The organism is Pseudomonas sp. URMO17WK12:I12, assembly GCF_000514395.1.
In the GTDB taxonomy this organism is placed as follows: domain Bacteria; phylum Pseudomonadota; class Gammaproteobacteria; order Pseudomonadales; family Pseudomonadaceae; genus Aquipseudomonas; species Aquipseudomonas mucoides.
In genome coordinates, this window is sequence record NZ_AZVV01000012.1 from 264,482 (window position 1) to 283,961 (window position 19,480).

Sequence of the window (19,480 nt, forward strand, 5' to 3'; positions counted from 1 at the left end):
GAAGAGAAATCGCTGCCATTTTTGTAGGACGAGCGCAATCTAGGCGATACTGCCAACCTCGGTCCGCCGTGACCAACGAAACTTCCTAAGACAGCCTTTAGTGGGGCTAAACGATGAGCCGTCAATTGCATGCCCAGACCTACGTCTGGCTGCACGTGTTTTCCTGTGCCGCGCGGCACTTGTCGTTCACCCGTTGCGCCGAAGAACTGCACATCACGCCGGGTGCGGTCAGTCAGCAAATCCGCCAACTGGAAGAACGTTTAGGGTTCCGCCTGTTTCACCGTCGTGCGCGAGGGGTGGAACTGAGCGCTGAAGGCCAGCGCCTGGCCATTACCGTCAACGAGGCGTATGGCAGCATTGATGCGGAATTGCGCCGACTGGACGCCGGAATGATCAGCGGAACGCTACGGCTACGCTCGATTCCGTCGTTCCTGAGCAAATGGCTGACGCCCCGTCTGCCACGTCTGCAACAGCGCTTTCCGGACATCCAGTTGCGTCTGGTGGCCGAGGACAGCAGCGTGCCGCTGCACGAAGGTGATTTCGATCTGGCCATTGACCTGAACGATGGCAGCTACCCTGGCCTGTTATCCACAGCCTTGCTCGACGAGCAGATTTTCCCGGTCTGTGCCCCAAGCCTGCTACGCGGCCGACCGCCACTGCATGGCCCGGCGGACCTGATGCATTTCCCGTTGTTGCACGACATCACCGCCTGGCGTGGCAGTTATGAATACGCCGAGTGGGAGTTCTACTTGAATGCCATTGGCTTCGAGGGCGCCGACGTGCGGCGCGGGCACACCTTCAATCGCAATCACCTGACCATCGAAGCGGCCATTGCCGGGATGGGCGTGGCGATTGCGCGACGCACATTGCTCAACGATGAGCTGGAGCGGGGGACATTGATCGTGCCGTTCGGGCTGGCGGTGCCCAATCACAAGCGCTACATGCTGCTGTATGCGCCGGGGGCCTTGAGCCATCCAGGCGTGCGCGCGGTGCATGACTGGCTGGTGGAGGAGGCGGGGATCTTTCGAAGTTTGCACCCGCTGGCAGAGCAGCAGATGTGAGCAATTATGACAAAGAAGCGTGTCGACCCAACTCCCGACCTTAACAGCGCTTTTGCTCGTTGTCCGGGTTTTTTTGCGAATCCATATTTATCTTTTTTTAGGGGTTGAATTGTTCTGCGCGCAGACCGATTGTGTAAGTAAGAGGTCACGGTGATGACGCCCAAGGGCTAGCCGAAGGGCCTCTCGCGAGCTAGCTGAAATAAGGGATGAACTATGCAAATCCAAGTCAACAGCGATAACCATATTCAAAGCAGCATCCGACTGGAGGAGTGGGTACGTACTACCATTGAGAGCACGCTCGAACGTTATGCAGAGGACCTGACCCGCGTCGAGGTCCACCTGTCAGACGAAAACGGCGACAAGCCCGGACCGCACGACATGCGCTGCCAGCTGGAAGCGCGGCCAAAAGGCCACCAACCGATTTCTGTCACTCATAAAGCCGATAACCTGGAACTGGCGATCGACGGCGCGGCCGAAAAACTCGAACATGCGCTGGAACACCTGTTCGGCAAACTGCGAGGCAAACCACGTGCCGCTGTGGTGCCGTTCGAACGAGCAGCAGCCGATGAGCTGCTTGAGGAAGAATTTCTAGAGAACGAGCAAGCCGCGCAAAACGGCTGACAGCTGATTCGCTTTTTATCTTTCCACCCCTGAAAACGGGCCTGCTGACGCAGGCCCGTTCTTGTTTCTGGGTTTCGCGGGCTTCCGGCGGTACACGTTCTGTGTAGCAGCTGCCGAAGGCTGCTACAGGATGTGCGCGATCCGTATCCGGCAATCAGATCTCTTTGCGTATGAGAATATTTATCATTAATATTGCGCCCTCGCTGGCCCGATGACTTTCACGCGGCCTTACCGGTTTCAAGGTCGCACCATGACAGACACCACCACGCTCCCGGTTCGCTCTCGATTGGCCGTCGCCGAATGTGCGCAAGGCTGACCCGATGATCACCCTCCCACCTGAATCTCACGACGATGAACACCGCGGGGCACGCGCGCATTTCCTGCACGTGTTTCTTTCCCAGCGTTCGCAGATGGAAGCTTTGGTGAACCGGCGCGTGGGGTGTCGGGCGACGGCGGCGGACCTGGTGCAGGACTTGTTCCTGCGTTTCTGGCGTCGGCCGCTGGTGCAGGTCGAGGAACTCAGCACCTACCTGCTACGTTGCGCCGGCAACATCGCCATCGACCATTTACGCAGCGAAGGCACGCGAGTGCGGGTCAATGAAGGCTGGATGCCGGACGCGCCAGACAGCCATGGCAGTGAGCCGCAAGCCGCCCTGGAAGCCGGCAACGATTTGCGTCACGTCGAAGCGGCGCTGCGCGCCTTGCCGGAACGCACGCGGCAAATCTTCCTGCTCAACCGCATCCACGGTCGCAAGTACGCCGAAATCGCCAAAGCCATGGGCTTGTCCCAAAGTGCCGTGGAAAAACATATGATGCGCGCCCTCGATGCCTGCAAGGCCAGCCTGCGGGAACCGCCCACGCGCACGCCAGGGAAAGCACCGTGAATCAGCTTGAACGCGTCATCCCGACGCCCGCTCAGGAACAGGCCGCCTTCGCGTGGCTGTGCTTGCTGCATGACCAGCCCAGCAGTGGCGATCAACTCACGTTCAGTCACTGGCTGAAGGCTGATCCCGCACACGCCGAGGCTTATGCACAGGCTCAAGTGCTGTGGGAATTGAGCGAATCGCCGGCGCGAACCCTGGCCGATGAAGATGCTTTCGCCTTGCAGGGTTATCTCAATGCCATGAATCAATCGCGCCGCCACAGCATTCGGCGTTGGTCGGGGGCGTTGGCGATGGCGGCGTGCCTGTTGTTGATGATGGGCCTCGGCGCGGGTTGGCAGCCAGCGCGTTGGATTGACGACCTGGGGGCGGACTATGTCTCGGCGCCGGGGGAAATTCGCACCGTGACCCTGGCGGATCAATCGCGCGTCACGCTGGATGCCGACAGTGCCATTGCCGTGGATTTCAGTCGCGGTGAGCGGCACGTCCAGTTGCGACGCGGCGCCGGGTTTTTCAGCGTGACGCATACGGGTGATCCGTTTGTGGTCGACGCTGAACAAGGCCAGGCGAAAGTGCTGGGCACGCAGTTTGAAGTGCGCCTGCAACCGCAGGGTGCTCAGGTCACGGTGTTGTCAGGACGGGTCGGCGTGACAGCGAAGAAGTACGCCGAGCCGCAAATTCTGACCGCCGGCCAGCAAGTGGCCTATGGCGAGGGCGCGGCGGAAAAACTGCATGCGGTCGACAGCGAGGCGCAGTTGGCCTGGCGTCAGGGCTGGCTCAATTATTACAAGGCGACGTTGGCGGAGGTGGTGCAGGACCTCGGTCGCTATTACCCGGGGAGGATTGTATTGCTCAACGATGAGCTGGCGGCACGGCGAATCAGTGGCAGCTTTCCGAGCAAGGATCCGCAAGCGGTGTTGAGTTCGTTGCAGGGGGTGTTGGGGTTTGAGCAGCACAACGTGTTGGGGCATCTGATTATTTTGCGCTAAAGCCTCTGGCCCCATGGCGGGCAGACTCACCACCACATCCCTCAAACAAAAATATTTTCAACATTTTGATGAGGTAAACCCAACCCCCATCCGTGTAGTGACTGAAACTGCGAGTCATTCGCATCCGTAGCGGTTCTACACAGGTCATGAGCAATGAAGTCCAGGGCAAAATCGGGTTCGGTCAAACAGTGGTTGGGTGTTTCGGCACTGAGTATGTTGGCGCTGGCCTTGCTGCCATCGAGCATTGCCTCGGCGGCTGAAGCCAACAACACGCAACAGCGTGCCCAGTTCAGTTTCGCCATCGCCGCCAAACCGCTGCCCCAGGCCCTGAGCGACTTCAGCCGGGTCACCGGCATCAGCGTGGTCTACACCGATGAAGCGCCGTATGGCCTCACCGCCCCGGCGATCAATGGCCAGTTGAGTGCCGAGCAAGCGATGCAGCGTTTGCTCAGCGGCTCGGGCTTCACCTTCCGCCGCACCGATGCCAAAACCCTGATGCTGGAACCCGTACCCACGGCCGGCACCTTGAACCTTGGCGCGACCACCATCACCTCGGTCGCCGATCAATCCATGAGCTATCAACCGCCGCCCACCAGTTCGGTGATGCGCTCATCGGCCTTGCTCCAGGAAATTCCGCAGACCGTCAACGTCGTCCCGGCCCAGGTCATTCGCGATCAGCTGCCGCGCAATCTGGATGACGCGCTGGCCAACGTCAGCGGCATCACTCAGGGCAACACGCTGGCGAGCACTCAGGACTCAGTGATGACCCGCGGTTTCGGTGACAACCGTAACGGTTCGATCATGCGCGACGGCATGCCGATCGTGCAGGGCCGCGGCATGAATGAAAGCGTCGATCGCGTCGAAGTGCTCAAGGGGCCGGCCTCGCTGCTGTACGGCATTCAAGACCCGGGCGGGGTGGTCAACCTGGTCAGCAAGAAGCCGGAACTTGAGCAATACAACGCCCTGACCCTGCGCGGTTCGACCTATGGCGATGGCAAAAACGGCAGCGGTGGCAGCCTCGACAGCACCGGCGCGCTCGGCACCTCGGGCCTCGCCTACCGCATGGTGCTGGACCACGAAGATGAAGATTACTGGCGCAATTTCGGCACCCACCGCGAGTCGCTGGTGGCGCCGTCGCTGGCCTGGTTTGGCGAAAGCACCAAGCTGCTGTTCTCCTACGAACACCGCGAGTTCCTGACCCCGTTTGACCGTGGCACGATCATCGATCCGCGCACCAACCACCCGCTGGACATCTCGCGCAACGAGCGCCTCGACGAGCCGTTCAACAACATGGAAGGCCGTTCGGACCTGTACCACTTCGAGGCCGATCACGAACTCAACGACAACTGGACCGCCCACTTCGGCTACAGCTGGAACCGTGAAACCTACGACGCCAGCCAGGTGCGCGTTACCGCCATCGACACCAAAAAAGGCACGCTGACCCGCAGCATGGACGGCACGCAGAATGCGATCAGCACCGACCGCTTCACCACCGCCAGCCTCGAAGGCAATGTCGAGTTCGCCGGGATGAAACACGACCTGGTGTTCGGCGTCGATGACGAGTACCGCAAGATCTACCGCGAAGACCTGATCCGCCAGAAAAGCCTGAGCACCTTCAGTTACGTCAATCCGGTCTACGGTCGCGAAGTCGCCGGCACCACCGTCAGCCCGGCGGACAGCGCGCAAACCGATGAATCGCGCAGCGACTCGATCTTCCTGCAGGACTCGATTCACCTCACCGATCAATGGATTTTCGTCGCGGGCGGGCGCTTCCAGGAATACGACCAATACGCCGGCAAAGGCGTGCCGTTCAAGGCCAACACCGACAGCAACGGCCAGAAGTGGGTACCGCGCGCGGGGTTGGTCTATCGCTACACCGATGAATTGTCGTTCTACGGCAGCTACACCGAATCGTTCAAACCCAACGCCACCATCGCGCCTTTGAGCGGCAGCAGCACCGTGCTCGATGGCAGCATTGCGCCGGAAGAAGCCAAGGCCTGGGAAATCGGCGCCAAGTTCGACCTGCCGGGGCGCATCACCGGTGACATCGCGCTGTTCGACATCAAGAAACGCAACGTGCTGGTGGCCAACTCCGAAGGCCCGGTGACGATCTACAGCGCTGCTGGCGAAGTGCGTTCCCGTGGCCTGGAAGTGGACGTGACGGGACAGCTGACGGATCGCTGGAGCATGATCGGCAGTTACGCCTACACCGATGCCGAAGTCACCGAAGACCCCGACTACAAAGGCAAGCAGCTGCAAAACGTCGCCAAGAACAGCGGCTCGCTGTCGGCGGTCTATGACTTTGGCACCATTGTCGGTGGCGATCAGTTGCGGGTCGGCGCCGGGGCGCGTTATGTCGGTGAGCGAGCGGGTAACGCTGTGAACGATTTTGACCTGCCGAGCTACACCGTGGCGGATGCGTTCGCCACGTACGACACCAAGGTTGAAGGGCAGCGGGTCAAGTTTCAGCTCAACGTGAAGAACCTGTTTGACCGCACGTACTACACCTCGGCGGCGAGCCGGTTCTTTGTGTCGATGGGGGATTCGCGGCAGGTGTTGTTGTCGAGCACGTTGGAGTTCTGATCGAAGACTGCGTCATCGTTCATCGCGGGCAAGTCGAATCGCCGCACCGCCGGCTCCCACAGGGATCGAGTTCCTTCATGAGAATGCGGTCAAATGTGGGCGCCGGGCTTGCCCGCGATGGCGGCCTCACAGGCGCCAATCATCTTAAGTACTACCGCAAAAACGCCTGCCGATACTCCCCAGGCGTCCCACCCAAAGCCTGCCGAAACCGATTGGTGAAATGACTCGCACTGGCAAACCCGCACGCCAACGCAATCTCCCCCAACGGCTGCGACGTCGAGCGCAACAACTCCCGCGCCCGGCCCAATCGGCGAGCCAGCACATACTGATGCGGCGGCAAACCAAAGCTCTCGCGAAACATCCGCGCAAAGTGATATTCCGACAGCGCACACAGCGCAGCCAACTGCCCAAGGCTGATGGCCTCGGCCAATTGATGATCGATGAACTCAACCAACAGCCGCCGCTGATGCGCCGCCAGTCCACCCTTGAGCCGCAACCCCTCACGCATGCCGACCTGACCAAGCAATACGTGGCTGAGCATTTCATGAGCCAGGCTGCTGGTCAGCAAACGTTCGCCGGGTTCGTCCCAGTTGAGGGTCAGCATCTGTCGAAAGCGTCGGGCTTGCGCTGGATCGTCGAGGAAAGTGCCTTCGCGTAATTGCAGTTCACGCGGTTCGCGGTCCAGCAGCGTGACGCAGCCGAGGGCGAATTGTTCGGGGCTGAAATACAGGTGGGCCAGGCGAATGTCGCCATTGATCACCCAGCCTGACTGGTGATCCGCCGGCAGAATGCACAGCTTGTCCGGGCCGCCCTTGGTGCCGGGCTGGTCGCGGCGGAAGGTGCCGGTGCCGCCGGCGATGTAGCACGACAGCGTGTGATGGCTCGGCGCTTCGTAGTCCTGGGCGTCGTGATGGTTGCTCCACAAGGCTGCAGCCATGCCGTCACCGAGCTCGGCGCTGTGCTCAAGGCGAGCATTGGGCGAGCGGTTGAGGGCTTGAAAGACTTGCAGCGTTTCCAGTGCGGGCATGATCGGTTCTCTCCAACGCCTAGCATCCTACTCCGTAGACGTTGGCCTGCCAGCCTCTGCGCTGACAAAAGCGCAAGTTTATGCAAGTGCGATCCGAGCGCCCGCAGGACACTGAGCCTCTACTGAGGAGTGTTTGCCATGAACCTGTCGTTGTACTTGCTGACCGTGCTGATCTGGGGCACCACCTGGATTGCCTTGAAATGGCAATTGGGCGTGGTGGCGATTCCGGTGTCGATCGTCTATCGCTTCGGCCTCGCGGCGCTGGTGCTGTTCGCGATGTTGCTGCTGAGTCGACGTCTGCAAGTGATGAACCGACGCGGGCACTTGATTTGTCTGGCGCAGGGGTTGTGCCTGTTCTGCGTCAACTTCATGTGTTTCCTGACAGCCAGCCAGTGGATTCCCAGCGGCCTGGTCGCCGTGGTGTTTTCTACCGCAACGTTGTGGAACGCCCTGAATGCGCGGGTGTTCTTCGGCCAGAAAGTCGCCCGCAATGTGCTGATGGGCGGTGCGTTGGGTTTGTTCGGACTTGGCCTGCTGTTCTGGCCTGAACTGGCGGGCCACACCGCGAGCCCGGAAACCTTGCTCGGCCTGGGCCTGGCGCTGCTCGGAACCCTGTGCTTCTCGGCCGGTAACATGCTGTCGAGCCTGCAGCAGAAGGCCGGTCTGAAACCGCTGACCACCAATGCCTGGGGCATGGCGTATGGCGCGGCGATGTTGTCGGTGTGGTGCCTGGTCAAAGGCATTCCGTTCGACATCGAATGGAGCACCCGTTACATCGGCTCGTTGTTGTACCTGGTCATTCCCGGTTCCGTGATCGGTTTTACCGCTTACCTGACCTTGGTTGGGCGCATGGGGCCAGAACGCGCGGCCTATTGCACCGTGTTGTTCCCGGTGGTGGCGTTGAACGTGTCGGCATTTGCCGAAGGCTACCAATGGACTGCACCGGCATTGGTGGGCCTGGTGCTGGTGATGCTGGGTAACGTGTTGGTATTCCGTAAGCCCAAGCCACCTGCGTTGCAGGGGAATGGCAAATTGGCTTGAACGAACGGGCAGACGCTTAAAAACGTCTGCCCGTTGTCATTAGCCTTTCCAGACTTGTGGGTTGACCAGATCTTGCGGGCGCTCGCCCAGCAAGGCGCTACGCAAGTTGGCCAATGCACGGTTGGCCATGGCTTCACGGGTTTCGTGGGTGGCGGAACCGATGTGCGGTAATGTCACTGCGTTTTTCAGCTGGAACAGCGGCGACTCGGCCAGCGGTTCTTTCTCGTAGACGTCCAGACCGGCGCCGCGAATGCGGTTGTTTTGCAGCGCTTCGATCAGGGCCGGCTCGTCGACGACCGGGCCACGCGAGATGTTCACCAGAATCGCGCTTGGCTTCATCAGCGCCAGTTCACGGTGGCTGATCAGGTGCCGGGTTTTTTCGCTGAGCGGCACCACCAGGCAGACGAAATCGGCTTCGGCCAACAATTGATCCAGCGTGCGGAACTGCGCGCCGAGTTCTTGTTCCAGCTCGGTCTTGCGGCTGTTGCCGCTGTAGATGATCGGCATGTTGAAGCCCAGGCGACCGCGACGGGCAATGGCCGCGCCGATGTTGCCCATGCCGACGATACCCAGGGTTTTGCCGTGTACATCAGTGCCGAACAACGGCGCGCCGACGGTGGCTTGCCATTGCCCGGCCTTGGTCCAGGCGTCCAGTTCGGCAACACGACGAGCGCTGCTCATCAGCAGGGAAAACGCCAGGTCGGCGGTGCTTTCGGTGAGCACGTCCGGGGTGTTGGTGAGCATGATCCCGCGTTCGTTGAAGTAGGCAACGTCGTAGTTGTCGTAGCCGACCGAGACGCTGGACACCACTTCCAGCTTGGCGGCGTTCTCCAGCTGTGCGCGACCGAGTTTGCGACCGACACCGATCAGGCCGTGGGCGTGGGGCAGGGCTTCGTTGAATTGGGCGTTGATGTCGCCGTTTTTCGGGTTTGGCACGATGACGTCGAAGTCTTGCTTGAGATGTTCGACCATTTCGGGGGTGACGCGGCTGAAGGCGAGGACGGTCTTTTTCATGGGAGGAGGGCTCGTCGGGCGTGGAGAATGCCAAGCACGCTAACATTCTTCCCCGCTGTTGTGCGAGTGCCCGGACGTCGGATATGCCCCACTTCAAACTGTGGGAGCGGGCTTGCTCGCGATGGCGTCCTGACAGACGACCATTCTCGTCGTCGGTGTACATATCCATTCCTGCGGTAACGGCCGCTGGCGGTTTCGCCCTTACGGCGAGGCACTTTTTTCAAACGCCAAAAAAGTACCCAAAAAGGCTCGCCCCGAGCGTCCGGCCCCTCGCTTAGGCTCGGCGTTCCTTCGCTCCGGTATCCATCCGGGGACACTGCCCTCCGGTCTGCTTCGCTACGACCTACATGCAGCGTGTTCGACTGCGTCGAACGGCGCTGCGCGCCACTCCCCGGATGCACACCTCCACTCAGCCTCCCGAGGGGGCGGTAGATCAAAAGCCAAAGATCAAAAGCTTTCAGGCGAGCTAACGCTCGGCCTGATGAGTGGTGAGAAGCGGCGGGTGTACACCGATCCAAACTGTAGGAGTGAGCCTGCTCGCGATAGCGGATTCATATTCAACATTGAAGTCGACTGACACCCCGCCATCGCGAGCAGGCTCACTCCTACAGGGGATTGGCGTTTACTGGTGGATCAGTGGTGTGGCGCGGGTTTGGGCAGTACGAGATTGTCCATCATCCGGTTTGCCGCCAGTTCGGCGAGCATGACGATCTGCTGGATGGCCATGGCGGTGTTGCGGTGCGGGCCTTCCAGGTAGGTGGCAAAATCGCCGGCCATGACGCTGGCCTGGGCCAGGGTTTCACAGGTGTGGGCCAGCAGATCTTCGTCTTTGAGGTCCGGTGCAAGCATGAACATGGTGCTGGGTTTGCGGGTGGGCGGTGACTTCAGTACTGCAGGGTTGAGGTAGTGATTCAACGCGCGTTCGGCGGCGTCGTGGAATTTTTTGGAATCGACGGATTCGTAGGGGGAAACGTCGTCGGTTTCCGGAGGGTTCGGTGTTTCTTTGATCATTCGGGCGTTACTCATTGGCAAGTGAAGTGGAACTGCCAACTTTCGTTTTCCAGACGAAAGGGGTGGCAGCCATGCGCGGACTGGAAAAACCGGTACACCCACCAAAAACCGGCAGACCCGAAGGTCTCCCGCGCACAGCCGCCATAACAAGGATTTGCGAGCAGAAAAAAGCGCCGCAGTATGCCATGGGGTGTGGTCAGTGTTCGCCAGGTTTTCCAGACCTGATCGCTGATTTAGCAGCGACCCACAAAGCCTACCCATTTCCCGTCTGACCCAACAACCGACAGAACGCGTCGGAATCCTTCCTCAAAATCAGCGCGTCTGTAGGACCGTGGAATCAGTTCGCCAACCGAGCCCCGCCCAGACTCCCGCTCAATTCATACGCCGCCAGCTCCGCCTGATGCGCCGCCAGAATCTCCGGCAACGAGCCGCGCAAGTACTCGACCCAGGTCTTGATCTTCGCGTCGAGATATTGCCGTGAAGGGTAGATCGCATACAGGTTCAGTTCCTGCGAGCGGTAGTTCGGCATCACCCGCACCAACGTGCCGTTGCGCAGCCCTTCAATCGCCGCATACACCGGCAGCACGCCAACGCCCATGCCGCTGGTGATCGCGGTTTTCATGGCGTCCGCCGAGTTGACCAGGAACGGTGAGCTGTTGATGGTCACGGTCTCCTGGCCATCGGGGCCGTCGAAGGCCCATTTCTCCAGCGGGATCACCGGGCTCACCAGGCGCAGGCACATGTGGTTCAGCAGATCGCTGGGCTTTTGCGCGCAACCGTTGGCTTTCACGTACGCCGGCGAGGCGCAGACGATGCTGTAGGTGATACCCAGCCGCTGGGACACGAAGCCGGAATCCGGCAGTTCGCTGGCGAGGACGATGGACACGTCGTAGCCCTCGTCGAGCAAGTCCGGCACGCGGTTGGCCATGGTCAGGTCGAAGGTCACGTCCGGGTGTGTCTTGCGATAACGGGCGATGGCGTCGATCACGAAGTGCTGACCGATGCCGGTCATGGTGTGCACCTTGAGTTGCCCGGCCGGCCGCGCATGGGCGTCGCTGGCCTCGGCTTCGGCTTCTTCGACGTAGGCGAGGATCTGCTCGCAGCGCAACAGGTAGCGCTTGCCGGCCTCGGTCAACGCGATGCGGCGGGTGGTGCGGTTGAGCAGGCGGGTTTGCAGGTGGGCTTCCAGGTTGGAGACCGCGCGCGAGACGTTGGCGGTGGTGGTGTCCAGTTGCACGGCGGCAGCGGTGAAGCTGCCGGCCTCGGCCACGTAACTGAAGGCGCGCATGTTTTGCAAAGTGTCCATGGGGTGCTCTCAAGGGAGATGGCAAATTGTGACACAAGGTTTCAAGGTCTGAGACCCCGACCAAGGGATTATCGCGTGAACGGTAACAAAGATTCACAAGAATCCCAGCTTATCGCCAACCAGACCCACCCCTAGAATTGCGCCACTGCAGGAGCCGGGCTTGCCCGCGATGGCAGCACCGCGGTCATCCAGACCCACCGCGGTGCTGCCATCGCGGGCAAGCCCGGCTCCCACAGGATTTCGTACCTCCCCTATTTCAGGAAATCGCAGCAGTGCCGCGTCGCATCAGCAGAGCGCTTCAGACGCTCAGTGTTTTGGCTTTAACCCTGGCAATCAGCGGCTGCATCGGTACCGGAGGTATTGCCCCGCAGGGCAAGGCACTGGAGGCTGATTCACTGGCCACCGACGAAGCTATTCAACACGCTGCGCAGGACGCGCACTGGCCCACCGCTCAGTGGTGGCGGGCCTATGGTGACCCACAACTGAACCGCTGGATCGACCTCGCCGTGCAAGGCAGCCCGAGCATGGCCATGGCGGCGGCGCGGGTGCGCCAGGCCAAATCCATGGCCGGCATCGCCGAGTCAGCCGAGTCGTTGCAGATCAACGGCGAATCCACCCTCAAGCGCCACAACTGGCCCACCGATCAGTTTTACGGGCCGGGCGAGCTGGCCAACACGACCACCTGGGACAACAACGCCGCGCTGGGCTTCAGCTATGCGCTCGACCTCTGGGGCCGCGAAAGCAATGCCACCGAGCGCGCCGTGGACATGGCGCACATGAGCGCCGCCGAAGCGCGTCTGGCGCAGCTCGAATTGCAGAACAACATCGTGCGCGCCTACATCGAGCTGTCGTTGCATTACGCCCAGCGCGACATCATCGAGGCGACGCTGCAGCAGCAACAGCAGATTCTCGACCTCGCACAGAAGCGTCTGAACGGAGGCATCGGCACGCACTTTGAAGTCAGTCAGGCACAAACGCCGTTGCCGGAAACCCATCGCCAGATTGATGCGCTGGACGAAGAAATCGCCCTCAGCCGCAACCAGCTTGCGGCCCTGGCAGGCAAGGGGCCGGGCGAAGGCGCGCAATTGCAGCGGCCAACGCTGTCGTTGGGCGCTGCGCTGAAATTGCCGTCGTCGTTGCCCGCGCAATTGCTCGGCCAACGCCCGGACGTGGTTGCCAGTCGCTGGCAAGTGGCGGCGCAGGCTCGCGGTATCGATGTCGCCCACGCCGGTTTTTACCCCAACGTCGATCTGGTTGGCAGCCTCGGCTACATGGCCACGGGCGGTGGGGCGCTGGAGTTTTTGACCGGCAAGAAACTCAACTACAGCGTCGGCCCGGCGATCTCGTTGCCGATTTTCGACGGCGGGCGTTTGCGCTCCGAGTTGGGCGAAGCGTCGGCGGGGTATGACATCGCGGTGGCCAAGTACAACCAGACGCTGGTCAACGCGCTGAAAAGCATCTCCGATCAGTTGATCCGCCGCGAGTCGATGGACAAGCAACAGACTTTCGCCGCCGAGTCCGTGGCCACCGCGCAGAAGACCTATGACATCGCGATGATCGCCTATCAACGCGGGTTGACCGACTACCTCAATGTGCTTAACGCGCAGACGTTGTTGTTCAAGCAGCAGCAAGTTCAGCAGCAGGTGCAGGCGGCGCGGTTGAGTGCTCATGCGGAACTGGTGACGGCGTTGGGTGGCGGGCTGGGTGCGGGTAATGATGTGCCGAAAGATAGCCAGACCGCAGCGCCGAAAACCCCAGCCCTGCTTAAGAGCCTCTCGAATTGAACACGAACCCTGTGGGAGCGAGCTTGCTCGCGATGAGGCCGTGTCAGTCAATGCATGTGTCGCCTGACACTGCGCCATCGCGAGCAAGCTCGCTCACACAGGTTCTGCGACTTAATCGAATCTCAATGAGCAGGATTTCATGACTCCCTTGCCCGCACCCTTGCGCTGGCTGTATTCCCTTGAATGGCGCCGGGGCTTTTTCGACTGGGCACGCAGCGATGGCGTGACCTGGGTCTACATCTTCAAGGTGTTGTTCGCCGCCTTCCTGACCTTGTGGCTGGCCATGCGCCTGGAATTGCCGCAACCGCGCACGGCGATGATCACCGTGTTTATCGTCATGCAGCCGCAAAGCGGTCAGGTGTTCGCCAAGAGTTTTTACCGCTTTCTGGGCACCTTGACCGGCTCGGCGGTGATGGTGGCGCTGATTGCCTTGTTCGCGCAAAACACCGAACTGTTCCTCGGCTCGCTGGCGATCTGGGTCGGCATCTGTTCGGCCGGTGCGGCGCGGTATCGTAACTTTCGCGCCTACGGTTTTGTGTTGGCCGGCTACACCGCCGCGATGGTCGGTTTACCCGCGTTGGCGCACCCGGACGGCGCGTTCATGGCCGCCGTTTGGCGGGTGCTGGAAATCTCCCTCGGCATTCTCTGCTCGACGCTGGTCAGCGCCGCGATCCTGCCGCAAACCGCCAGCGCGGCGATGCGCAACGCCTTGTACCAGCGTTTCGGCGTGTTTGCCCGGTTCGCCACCGATGGCTTGCGCGGTCGCAGCAAACGGGAGGCTTTCGAAGCCAGCAACGTGCGTTTCATCGCTGAAGCGGTTGGGCTGGAAGGCTTGCGCAGCGTGACCGTGTTTGAAGACCCGCACATGCGTCGGCGCAACGGTCGGCTCAATCGTTTGAACAGCGAGTTCATGGGCATCACCACCCGCTTCAACGCCTTGCATCAGTTGCTCGAACGCTTGCGTAGCAGCGGTGCCGAGCCTGCGGTTGCGGCAATCAAACCGGGTCTGCAGGACCTCGCGGAAGTGCTCGACGGTTTCAGCGGTCGTGCCCTGACCGATGCGGACGCGGCACGCCTGGTTGTCGAGTTGAGCGCTTATAAAGAAGGTTTGCCGGCGCGGGTTCGCCGCTTGCGGGCGACTTTCCAGGAGAGCAACCCGAGCGACGCCGAGCTGCTGGATTTCCACACCGCGTACGAGTTGCTCTATCGCTTCGTCGACGACCTGCACAGTTATGCACAGACCCACGCCTCACTCGCCGATCACAGCCACGCGCGCGAGCAATGGGACGAGCCGTTCACCCCGCAAACCAACTGGATGGCCTCGGCGGCGTCGGGGATTCGGGCAGCGTTCATTCTGGTGGTGCTCGGCAGCTATTGGGTGGCGACCGCATGGCCCAGCGGCGCGACGATGACCTTGATTGCGGCAGCAACTGTCGGCCTTTCAGCCGCCACGCCGAACCCGAAACGCATGGCGTTTCAGATGGCCTGCGGGACGTTCCTTGGCGCACTGATCGGTTTCGTCGAGATGTTTTTCATCTTCCCGTGGATCGACGGATTCCCGTTGCTGTGCGTGATGCTCGCGCCGGTGATCGTGCTCGGTTCGTTCCTCACGTCGCGACCGCAATACGCCGGTGTCGGTCTCGGCTTGCTGATCTTCTTCAGCACCGGTTCGGTGCCGGACAACCTGACGGTCTACAACCCTTACGCCTTCATCAACGACTACATCGCCATGGTGCTCGGCATGCTGGTGTGCGCGGCGGCCGGGGCGATTATTTTGCCACCGAACAGTCGCTGGTTGTGGCGGCGGTTGGAGCAGGATTTGCGAGGGCAAGTGGTGTACGCGATCAGCGGCAAGCTCAAGGGATTGGCGTCGAGTTTTGAGAGCCGCACGCGGGACTTGCTGCATCAGGCGTATGGCCTCGCAGCGGGGCAACCGCAGGTACAAAGCAACTTGCTGCGCTGGATGTTCGTGGTGCTGGAAGTCGGCCACGCGATCATCGAGTTGCGCAAGGAGCAGGCGGTTCTGCCGGTGCATCCGGCCTACGCCGAATCGCAGCCGTGGCGCCAGGCAATCCGGGTGATGGGGCGTTCGCTGGTGCGGCTGTTTCTGCAACCGAGCCAGAACAATCTGGAGCGCAGTCTGGTCGCGGTCGACCATGCGATCAGCCGTGTGCAAGCCACTGACGAACCTTTCGCACCGCACTTCGACACCTCCGCCTTGCGTCGGGTGAAGAGCTACCTGCACTTCATTCGCACCTCGTTGCTGGACCCGCAATCACCGCTCTCGGCCTACACGAAAACCGCGCCGCAAGGACTTGAACATGCCTCGTGAAATCGCCTTCCACGGCGTGTACATGCCCACCATGACGCTGATGTTTTTCATCGCCGCCGCACTGGCCTGGGCGCTGGACCGGTTCTTGTCCGGGTTCGACCTGTACCGCTTCTTCTGGCACCCGGCGCTGCTGCGCCTGAGCCTGTTTACCTGTCTGTTCGGCGCCCTGGCGCTGACCGTTTACCGTTGACTCTCTATCACTGAGAACGCCCTGATGAAAAAGCTTTTCAGCCTGCTCGCCACCCTGTTGGTGCTGGCCCTCGCGCTATGGATCGGCCGGACCTTGTGGGTGCATTACATGGACACCCCGTGGACCCGCGATGGCCGGGTGCGCGCCGACATCATCAACGTCGCCGCCGACGTCACCGGGGAAGTGGTGGACGTACCGGTGCGTGACAACCAACAAGTGAAGAAGGGCGATCTGCTGATGCAGATCGACCCCGAGCACTATCGCATCGCGGTCAAGCAGGCGCAGTCGCTGGTCGCATCACGCAAGGCAACGTGGGAGATGCGCAAGGTCAACGCCCGCCGCCGTGCGGACATGGACAACCTGGTGATCTCCCGGGAAAACCGTGACGACGCCAGCAACATCGCCGACTCGGCACTGGCCGATTATCAACACGCGCAGGCGCAACTCGAAGCCGCCGAGCTGAACCTCAAACGCACCGAAGTGCGGGCGGCGGTGGACGGGTACGTGACCAACCTCAACGTGCATCGCGGCGACTATGCGCGCATCGGCGAAGCGAAAATGGCCGTGGTCGATATGAACTCGTTCTGGGTGTATGGCTTCTTCGAAGAAACCAAATTGCCGCACGTGCGCGTGGGCGATAAGGCCGACATGCAGTTGATGAGTGGCGAGGTGCTGAAAGGGCATGTGGAGAGTATTTCTCGCGGCATCTACGACCGGGATAACCCTGAGAGCCGCGAACTGATTGCCGATGTGAACCCGACGTTCAACTGGGTGCGATTGGCGCAGCGAGTGCCGGTGCGGATTCACATTGATGAAGTGCCAGAGGGGGTGCTGTTGGCGGCGGGGATTACGTGTACGGTGGTGGTTAACCCAGCAGTTGGCGAGTAACCCTGTGGCGAGGGGGCAAGCCCCTTCGCCACAAAAAGCGACCGAGTCAGCCTTTGCAAAACGTCTCATGCAAGTGCCGCCAGATCAGCGTGCCGTCGGCGTCTTTCTCAAACACCACGGTCGAACGACGATCCGAATGCAGCCCGGTGGCATCGGTCTGTTGCTCGCGATAACTCACCACCGCGCCGCCGTCATACAGCGCCACACCGCGCAATTCACTGAGTTCGATCCTGAACCCGAGCTTCTTGCCGCCCGCCAGTTGAAACAGCTCGCTCAATGCCTCGAAATCCAGCACCCGGCCCAATGGCGAGATCATGGAAAACTGCGGTGAAAACCGGCTCAGCAGTTGTTCAAGTTCCGAGTCGTCTTGTTCTTCGGCCAACCATTGCTCGATGGCGACGTGGGCCTGGATGACTTCGTCGAAGTAGTGGGTGTAGTCGGTCATTGAAGTGTATTCCTGAAATGTTCTGTGTTTGTTCGGACGCCATCGCGAGCAGGTCGGCCCGGTCTCAGAGCTGCCCGCGCAACCCGAACCGCTTCATCAACCCCGATTCCAGCAACCCTTTTGGCAGCAAACCCGCTAACAACGGCAACGCCCGGCTGCCATTGCCCAATCGAATCAAACGCGGTGGCTTGCCCTGCTGCACCGCCTTGAGCAACCCCTGCGCAAACTCCCGGGCCGGCGTCGGTTTGTCCTGAGATGCCTTGGCCCGCGCACGAATGCCTTCGCGCAGGGGAAACCATGGCGATTGCTCGGTGATCAATTGTTCCGCTTCATGCCCGGCATTTTTAGCGAAGCTGGATTCGATGGCGCCCGGCTGGACTTCCATCACGCGAATACCGAACGGCGCCAGTTCCATGCGCAGCGCATCGCTCAACGCATGAACGGCTGCTTTCGAGGCGCAATAGGCGCCAGCAAACGGCGTGACCAGAATCCCTGAAACACTGCCGATGTTCACCACCAATCCCTTGGCGCGACGCAGCACCGGGAACAGCGCGCGTGTGACCCCGACGATGGCAAATACATTGGTCTCGAACTGCCGCTGCATCGCCGGTACACCGCCATCGAGCAGCGGCCCCATCGCGCCATAACCGGCGTTGTTGATCAGGATGTCGAGGCCGCCATGTTGCTGATTGATCTGCTCGCTCAGCTGTTCGAGCGCGGCGCCATCATTGACGTCCAGTTGCACGGCGGTGAAACCGGCGGCGGTTAGCGCGGCCACGTCTTCAGCCTTGCGGGCACTGGCCCAGACTTCGTAGCCGGCATTTTTGAACACGTCGGCAAGGGCACGGCCAATGCCGCTGGAGCAACCGGTAATCAACGCAACGGGCATGGCGCGGTCCTTGTGCAAATAAGAAGTGGGATTAATCGGAGAAACTACCCTGCAAACGCTCGGCGCGAAACTCCAGGGTTTGCGGGCGATAGCCGGGACGCAAGGGTGGCAAGGGCAAACAGTCTTCCCAGTTGGCGCCGGCCTGGAGCTCGCCGGGGCCACGATATCGCGGGGCTTCGTATTGGTTGTCGGCCAGATTGACCGTGTCACCCGGTGCATACGCCGCGATACGCCAGCGCAATTCGGTCAGCGGCACGTCGTTGCCATTGTTCATTTTCAGCTGTAACGGACGATCCGCCGGGCACTGCTCGGGCGCGTAGGTGATGCGCAGCTCCAGGCGCGCGAGTTGCTTGACCTCGCGGTTGTCGAGCCAGATCACCCATGTGGCCACCAGACCCAAACCGACGGCGGCCGCCACCGACACGGGAAACGCCTTGGACGGGTAGCGCAGCAACAGGATCAGCCAGGTGATGACCAGCAGGACGCCGATGAACATGTATGTACGCTCCTTGAACTCATGACCTCCATCCTACCGAAGGGCTGCGCGAATGGACATTCGTGGATCAAGCGCTGTTGCCGCTGGTCGCAACTGTAATTTCTGACAGTAGCCAGCCCACGTCACAAGCGATTAGCTGACCACTGGCTTACAGGGACGCGCCGGCATGCACTCTAAAACCTCCACCGTTTCGGTCGTCGACTCGCGAGCGCTGACGATCCGTTCCATTGATTATTGGCGCGAGGTTGAAGGCGAGCCGACTCAGGCACGCATCAACCGCACGCTCCACAATGCCGCCGGGCTCCCAATCATGCAGTGGGACCCCCGGCTTTGGGGGTTACGGGAACAAGATCCGCTGGCACCCGCCAATCTCGTCACGGTGTATTCGCTGTCCGATGTTGCCGTATCGACGCTGAGCGTGGATGCCGGCTCGCAGATCAATTTCTTCGGCCTGGCCAATGAAGTGCTGCAAGGCTGGGACAGTCGCGGCACACGACGCGAGGTTGAATACGACGAACGGCTGCGTCCGGTGACGGTATTTGAACACGTCGCCACAGCCCCACGACGTTGTGCCGAACGCATGGAGTATGGTCGTCCCGGTCAGGGTACCCAGGACCACAACCTATTGGGGCAATTGATTCGACAGGATGGCCCCGGCGGGACCGTGTTGTTTAAGGCGTTTACGATCACCGGTCAGTGCTCTAGACACGTTCAACACTTCGCTCTGGACCCCGTCGCCCCTGATTGGCCAGCGTCGATTGCTGATCGCAATGATTTGTTGGAACCCGGCGATGGAGCTGTGTCGACCTGGCGATTCGGTCCTCTCGGGAACGTGCTGGAGTCGGTTGATGCCAGGCAGAACTGTCAGACGTTTGGTTTCACCCTTGATGGCCGACTGCGCCACAGTGTCTTGAAACTGGCA

17 protein-coding genes and 1 pseudogene are annotated in these 19,480 nt (G+C 60.9%); 11 read left to right on the forward strand and 7 right to left on the reverse strand.

Going from position 1 to position 19,480, the window contains the following annotated elements; genetic code table 11:
- Positions 1-113 precede the first annotated feature (113 nt).
- The 5 genes from D882_RS0118450 (at position 114) to D882_RS0118470 (ending at position 6,135) form a co-directional block, all read left to right on the forward strand.
- The gene (locus D882_RS0118450) at positions 114-1,061 is read left to right on the forward strand and encodes a LysR substrate-binding domain-containing protein (protein ID WP_027924589.1); all 948 of its coding nucleotides are present in this window, start codon (positions 114-116) and stop codon (positions 1,059-1,061) included.
- A gap of 213 nt (positions 1,062-1,274) precedes the next feature.
- On the forward strand, positions 1,275-1,682 hold the full coding sequence (locus tag D882_RS0118455) for an HPF/RaiA family ribosome-associated protein (RefSeq protein ID WP_027924590.1): 408 nt from the start codon (positions 1,275-1,277) through the stop codon (positions 1,680-1,682).
- A gap of 320 nt (positions 1,683-2,002) precedes the next feature.
- A complete protein-coding gene (locus tag D882_RS0118460; RefSeq protein ID WP_027924591.1) occupies positions 2,003-2,566 on the forward strand; it encodes an RNA polymerase sigma factor in 564 nt (187 codons plus the stop codon).
- Complete coding sequence (locus D882_RS0118465) at positions 2,563-3,552, forward strand: FecR family protein (RefSeq protein ID WP_027924592.1); 990 nt, start codon at positions 2,563-2,565, stop codon at positions 3,550-3,552. The genes D882_RS0118460 and D882_RS0118465 overlap by 4 nt, the downstream gene beginning before the upstream one ends.
- A gap of 153 nt (positions 3,553-3,705) precedes the next feature.
- Entirely contained in the window at positions 3,706-6,135 is a 2,430-nt protein-coding gene (locus D882_RS0118470) for a TonB-dependent receptor (protein ID WP_027924593.1), read from the forward strand.
- Between the two features lie 151 nt (positions 6,136-6,286).
- On the opposite strand, the gene D882_RS0118475 is transcribed toward D882_RS0118470, so the two are convergent.
- Positions 6,287-7,162 carry an AraC family transcriptional regulator gene (locus D882_RS0118475; protein ID WP_027924594.1) on the reverse strand — a complete coding sequence of 292 codons (876 nt, stop codon included), beginning with the start codon at positions 7,160-7,162 and terminating at the stop codon, positions 6,287-6,289.
- A 138-nt stretch (positions 7,163-7,300) separates the two neighbouring features.
- Between D882_RS0118475 and D882_RS0118480 the strand changes: the two genes are divergently transcribed.
- The gene (locus tag D882_RS0118480; protein ID WP_027924595.1) at positions 7,301-8,203 is read left to right on the forward strand and encodes a DMT family transporter; all 903 of its coding nucleotides are present in this window, start codon (positions 7,301-7,303) and stop codon (positions 8,201-8,203) included.
- 39 nt (positions 8,204-8,242) lie between these two features.
- Here the strand turns inward: D882_RS0118480 and D882_RS0118485 are convergent, their stop codons facing one another.
- The 3 genes from D882_RS0118485 to D882_RS0118495 all read right to left on the reverse strand — a co-directional run bounded on the left by D882_RS0118485 (position 8,243) and on the right by D882_RS0118495 (position 11,534).
- Positions 8,243-9,217 carry a D-glycerate dehydrogenase gene (locus D882_RS0118485; protein ID WP_027924596.1) on the reverse strand — a complete coding sequence of 325 codons (975 nt, stop codon included), beginning with the start codon at positions 9,215-9,217 and terminating at the stop codon, positions 8,243-8,245.
- 633 nt (positions 9,218-9,850) lie between these two features.
- Entirely contained in the window at positions 9,851-10,228 is a 378-nt protein-coding gene (locus D882_RS0118490) for a DUF6124 family protein (RefSeq protein ID WP_027924597.1), read from the reverse strand.
- 337 nt (positions 10,229-10,565) lie between these two features.
- Positions 10,566-11,534, reverse strand: a complete 969-nt coding sequence (locus D882_RS0118495; RefSeq protein WP_027924598.1) for a LysR family transcriptional regulator — start codon at positions 11,532-11,534, stop codon at positions 10,566-10,568.
- A 272-nt stretch (positions 11,535-11,806) separates the two neighbouring features.
- Between D882_RS0118495 and D882_RS0118500 the strand changes: the two genes are divergently transcribed.
- The 4 genes from D882_RS0118500 (at position 11,807) to D882_RS0118515 (ending at position 16,728) form a co-directional block, all read left to right on the forward strand.
- Positions 11,807-13,318: an efflux transporter outer membrane subunit gene (locus tag D882_RS0118500; RefSeq protein WP_027924599.1), complete on the forward strand. Its 1,512-nt coding sequence runs from the start codon at positions 11,807-11,809 to the stop codon at positions 13,316-13,318.
- A 139-nt stretch (positions 13,319-13,457) separates the two neighbouring features.
- Positions 13,458-15,650, forward strand: a complete 2,193-nt coding sequence (locus D882_RS0118505; protein ID WP_027924600.1) for an FUSC family protein — start codon at positions 13,458-13,460, stop codon at positions 15,648-15,650.
- A complete protein-coding gene (locus D882_RS0118510) occupies positions 15,640-15,840 on the forward strand; it encodes a DUF1656 domain-containing protein (RefSeq protein WP_007896379.1) in 201 nt (66 codons plus the stop codon). Before D882_RS0118505 ends, D882_RS0118510 begins: the two co-directional genes overlap by 11 nt.
- Positions 15,841-15,864: 24 nt before the next feature.
- Positions 15,865-16,728, forward strand: a complete 864-nt coding sequence (locus tag D882_RS0118515) for an HlyD family secretion protein (RefSeq protein ID WP_027924601.1) — start codon at positions 15,865-15,867, stop codon at positions 16,726-16,728.
- A 46-nt stretch (positions 16,729-16,774) separates the two neighbouring features.
- On the opposite strand, the gene D882_RS0118520 is transcribed toward D882_RS0118515, so the two are convergent.
- From D882_RS0118520 to D882_RS0118530, 3 genes are all read right to left on the reverse strand, one after another.
- Positions 16,775-17,173, reverse strand: a complete 399-nt coding sequence (locus D882_RS0118520) for a DUF4440 domain-containing protein (RefSeq protein WP_027924602.1) — start codon at positions 17,171-17,173, stop codon at positions 16,775-16,777.
- A gap of 64 nt (positions 17,174-17,237) precedes the next feature.
- Entirely contained in the window at positions 17,238-18,062 is an 825-nt protein-coding gene (locus tag D882_RS0118525) for an SDR family oxidoreductase (RefSeq protein WP_027924603.1), read from the reverse strand.
- 31 nt (positions 18,063-18,093) lie between these two features.
- Positions 18,094-18,558 carry a hypothetical protein gene (locus D882_RS0118530; protein WP_027924604.1) on the reverse strand — a complete coding sequence of 155 codons (465 nt, stop codon included), beginning with the start codon at positions 18,556-18,558 and terminating at the stop codon, positions 18,094-18,096.
- A gap of 166 nt (positions 18,559-18,724) precedes the next feature.
- Between D882_RS0118530 and D882_RS0118535 the strand changes: the two are divergent.
- A pseudogene (locus D882_RS0118535) lies at positions 18,725-19,480 on the forward strand (toxin); the annotation flags it as partial.

Excerpts from the sequence above, each read along its gene's own strand:
- D882_RS0118520 (WP_027924602.1), bottom strand. The coding sequence starts at position 17,173 with ATGACCGACTACACCCACTACTTCGACGAAGTCATCCAGGCCCACGTC.
- D882_RS0118450 (WP_027924589.1), top strand. The coding sequence starts at position 114 with ATGAGCCGTCAATTGCATGCCCAGACCTACGTCTGGCTGCACGTGTTT.
- D882_RS0118515 (WP_027924601.1), top strand. The coding sequence starts at position 15,865 with ATGAAAAAGCTTTTCAGCCTGCTCGCCACCCTGTTGGTGCTGGCCCTC.
- D882_RS0118455 (WP_027924590.1), top strand. The coding sequence starts at position 1,275 with ATGCAAATCCAAGTCAACAGCGATAACCATATTCAAAGCAGCATCCGA.
- D882_RS0118530 (WP_027924604.1), bottom strand. The coding sequence starts at position 18,558 with ATGTTCATCGGCGTCCTGCTGGTCATCACCTGGCTGATCCTGTTGCTG.
- D882_RS0118480 (WP_027924595.1), top strand. The coding sequence starts at position 7,301 with ATGAACCTGTCGTTGTACTTGCTGACCGTGCTGATCTGGGGCACCACC.
- D882_RS0118470 (WP_027924593.1), top strand. The coding sequence starts at position 3,706 with ATGAAGTCCAGGGCAAAATCGGGTTCGGTCAAACAGTGGTTGGGTGTT.
- D882_RS0118495 (WP_027924598.1), bottom strand. The coding sequence starts at position 11,534 with ATGGACACTTTGCAAAACATGCGCGCCTTCAGTTACGTGGCCGAGGCC.
- D882_RS0118505 (WP_027924600.1), top strand. The coding sequence starts at position 13,458 with ATGACTCCCTTGCCCGCACCCTTGCGCTGGCTGTATTCCCTTGAATGG.
- D882_RS0118460 (WP_027924591.1), top strand. The coding sequence starts at position 2,003 with ATGATCACCCTCCCACCTGAATCTCACGACGATGAACACCGCGGGGCA.
- D882_RS0118475 (WP_027924594.1), bottom strand. The coding sequence starts at position 7,162 with ATGCCCGCACTGGAAACGCTGCAAGTCTTTCAAGCCCTCAACCGCTCG.
- D882_RS0118490 (WP_027924597.1), bottom strand. The coding sequence starts at position 10,228 with ATGATCAAAGAAACACCGAACCCTCCGGAAACCGACGACGTTTCCCCC.
- D882_RS0118485 (WP_027924596.1), bottom strand. The coding sequence starts at position 9,217 with ATGAAAAAGACCGTCCTCGCCTTCAGCCGCGTCACCCCCGAAATGGTC.
- D882_RS0118510 (WP_007896379.1), top strand. The coding sequence starts at position 15,640 with ATGCCTCGTGAAATCGCCTTCCACGGCGTGTACATGCCCACCATGACG.
- D882_RS0118525 (WP_027924603.1), bottom strand. The coding sequence starts at position 18,062 with ATGCCCGTTGCGTTGATTACCGGTTGCTCCAGCGGCATTGGCCGTGCC.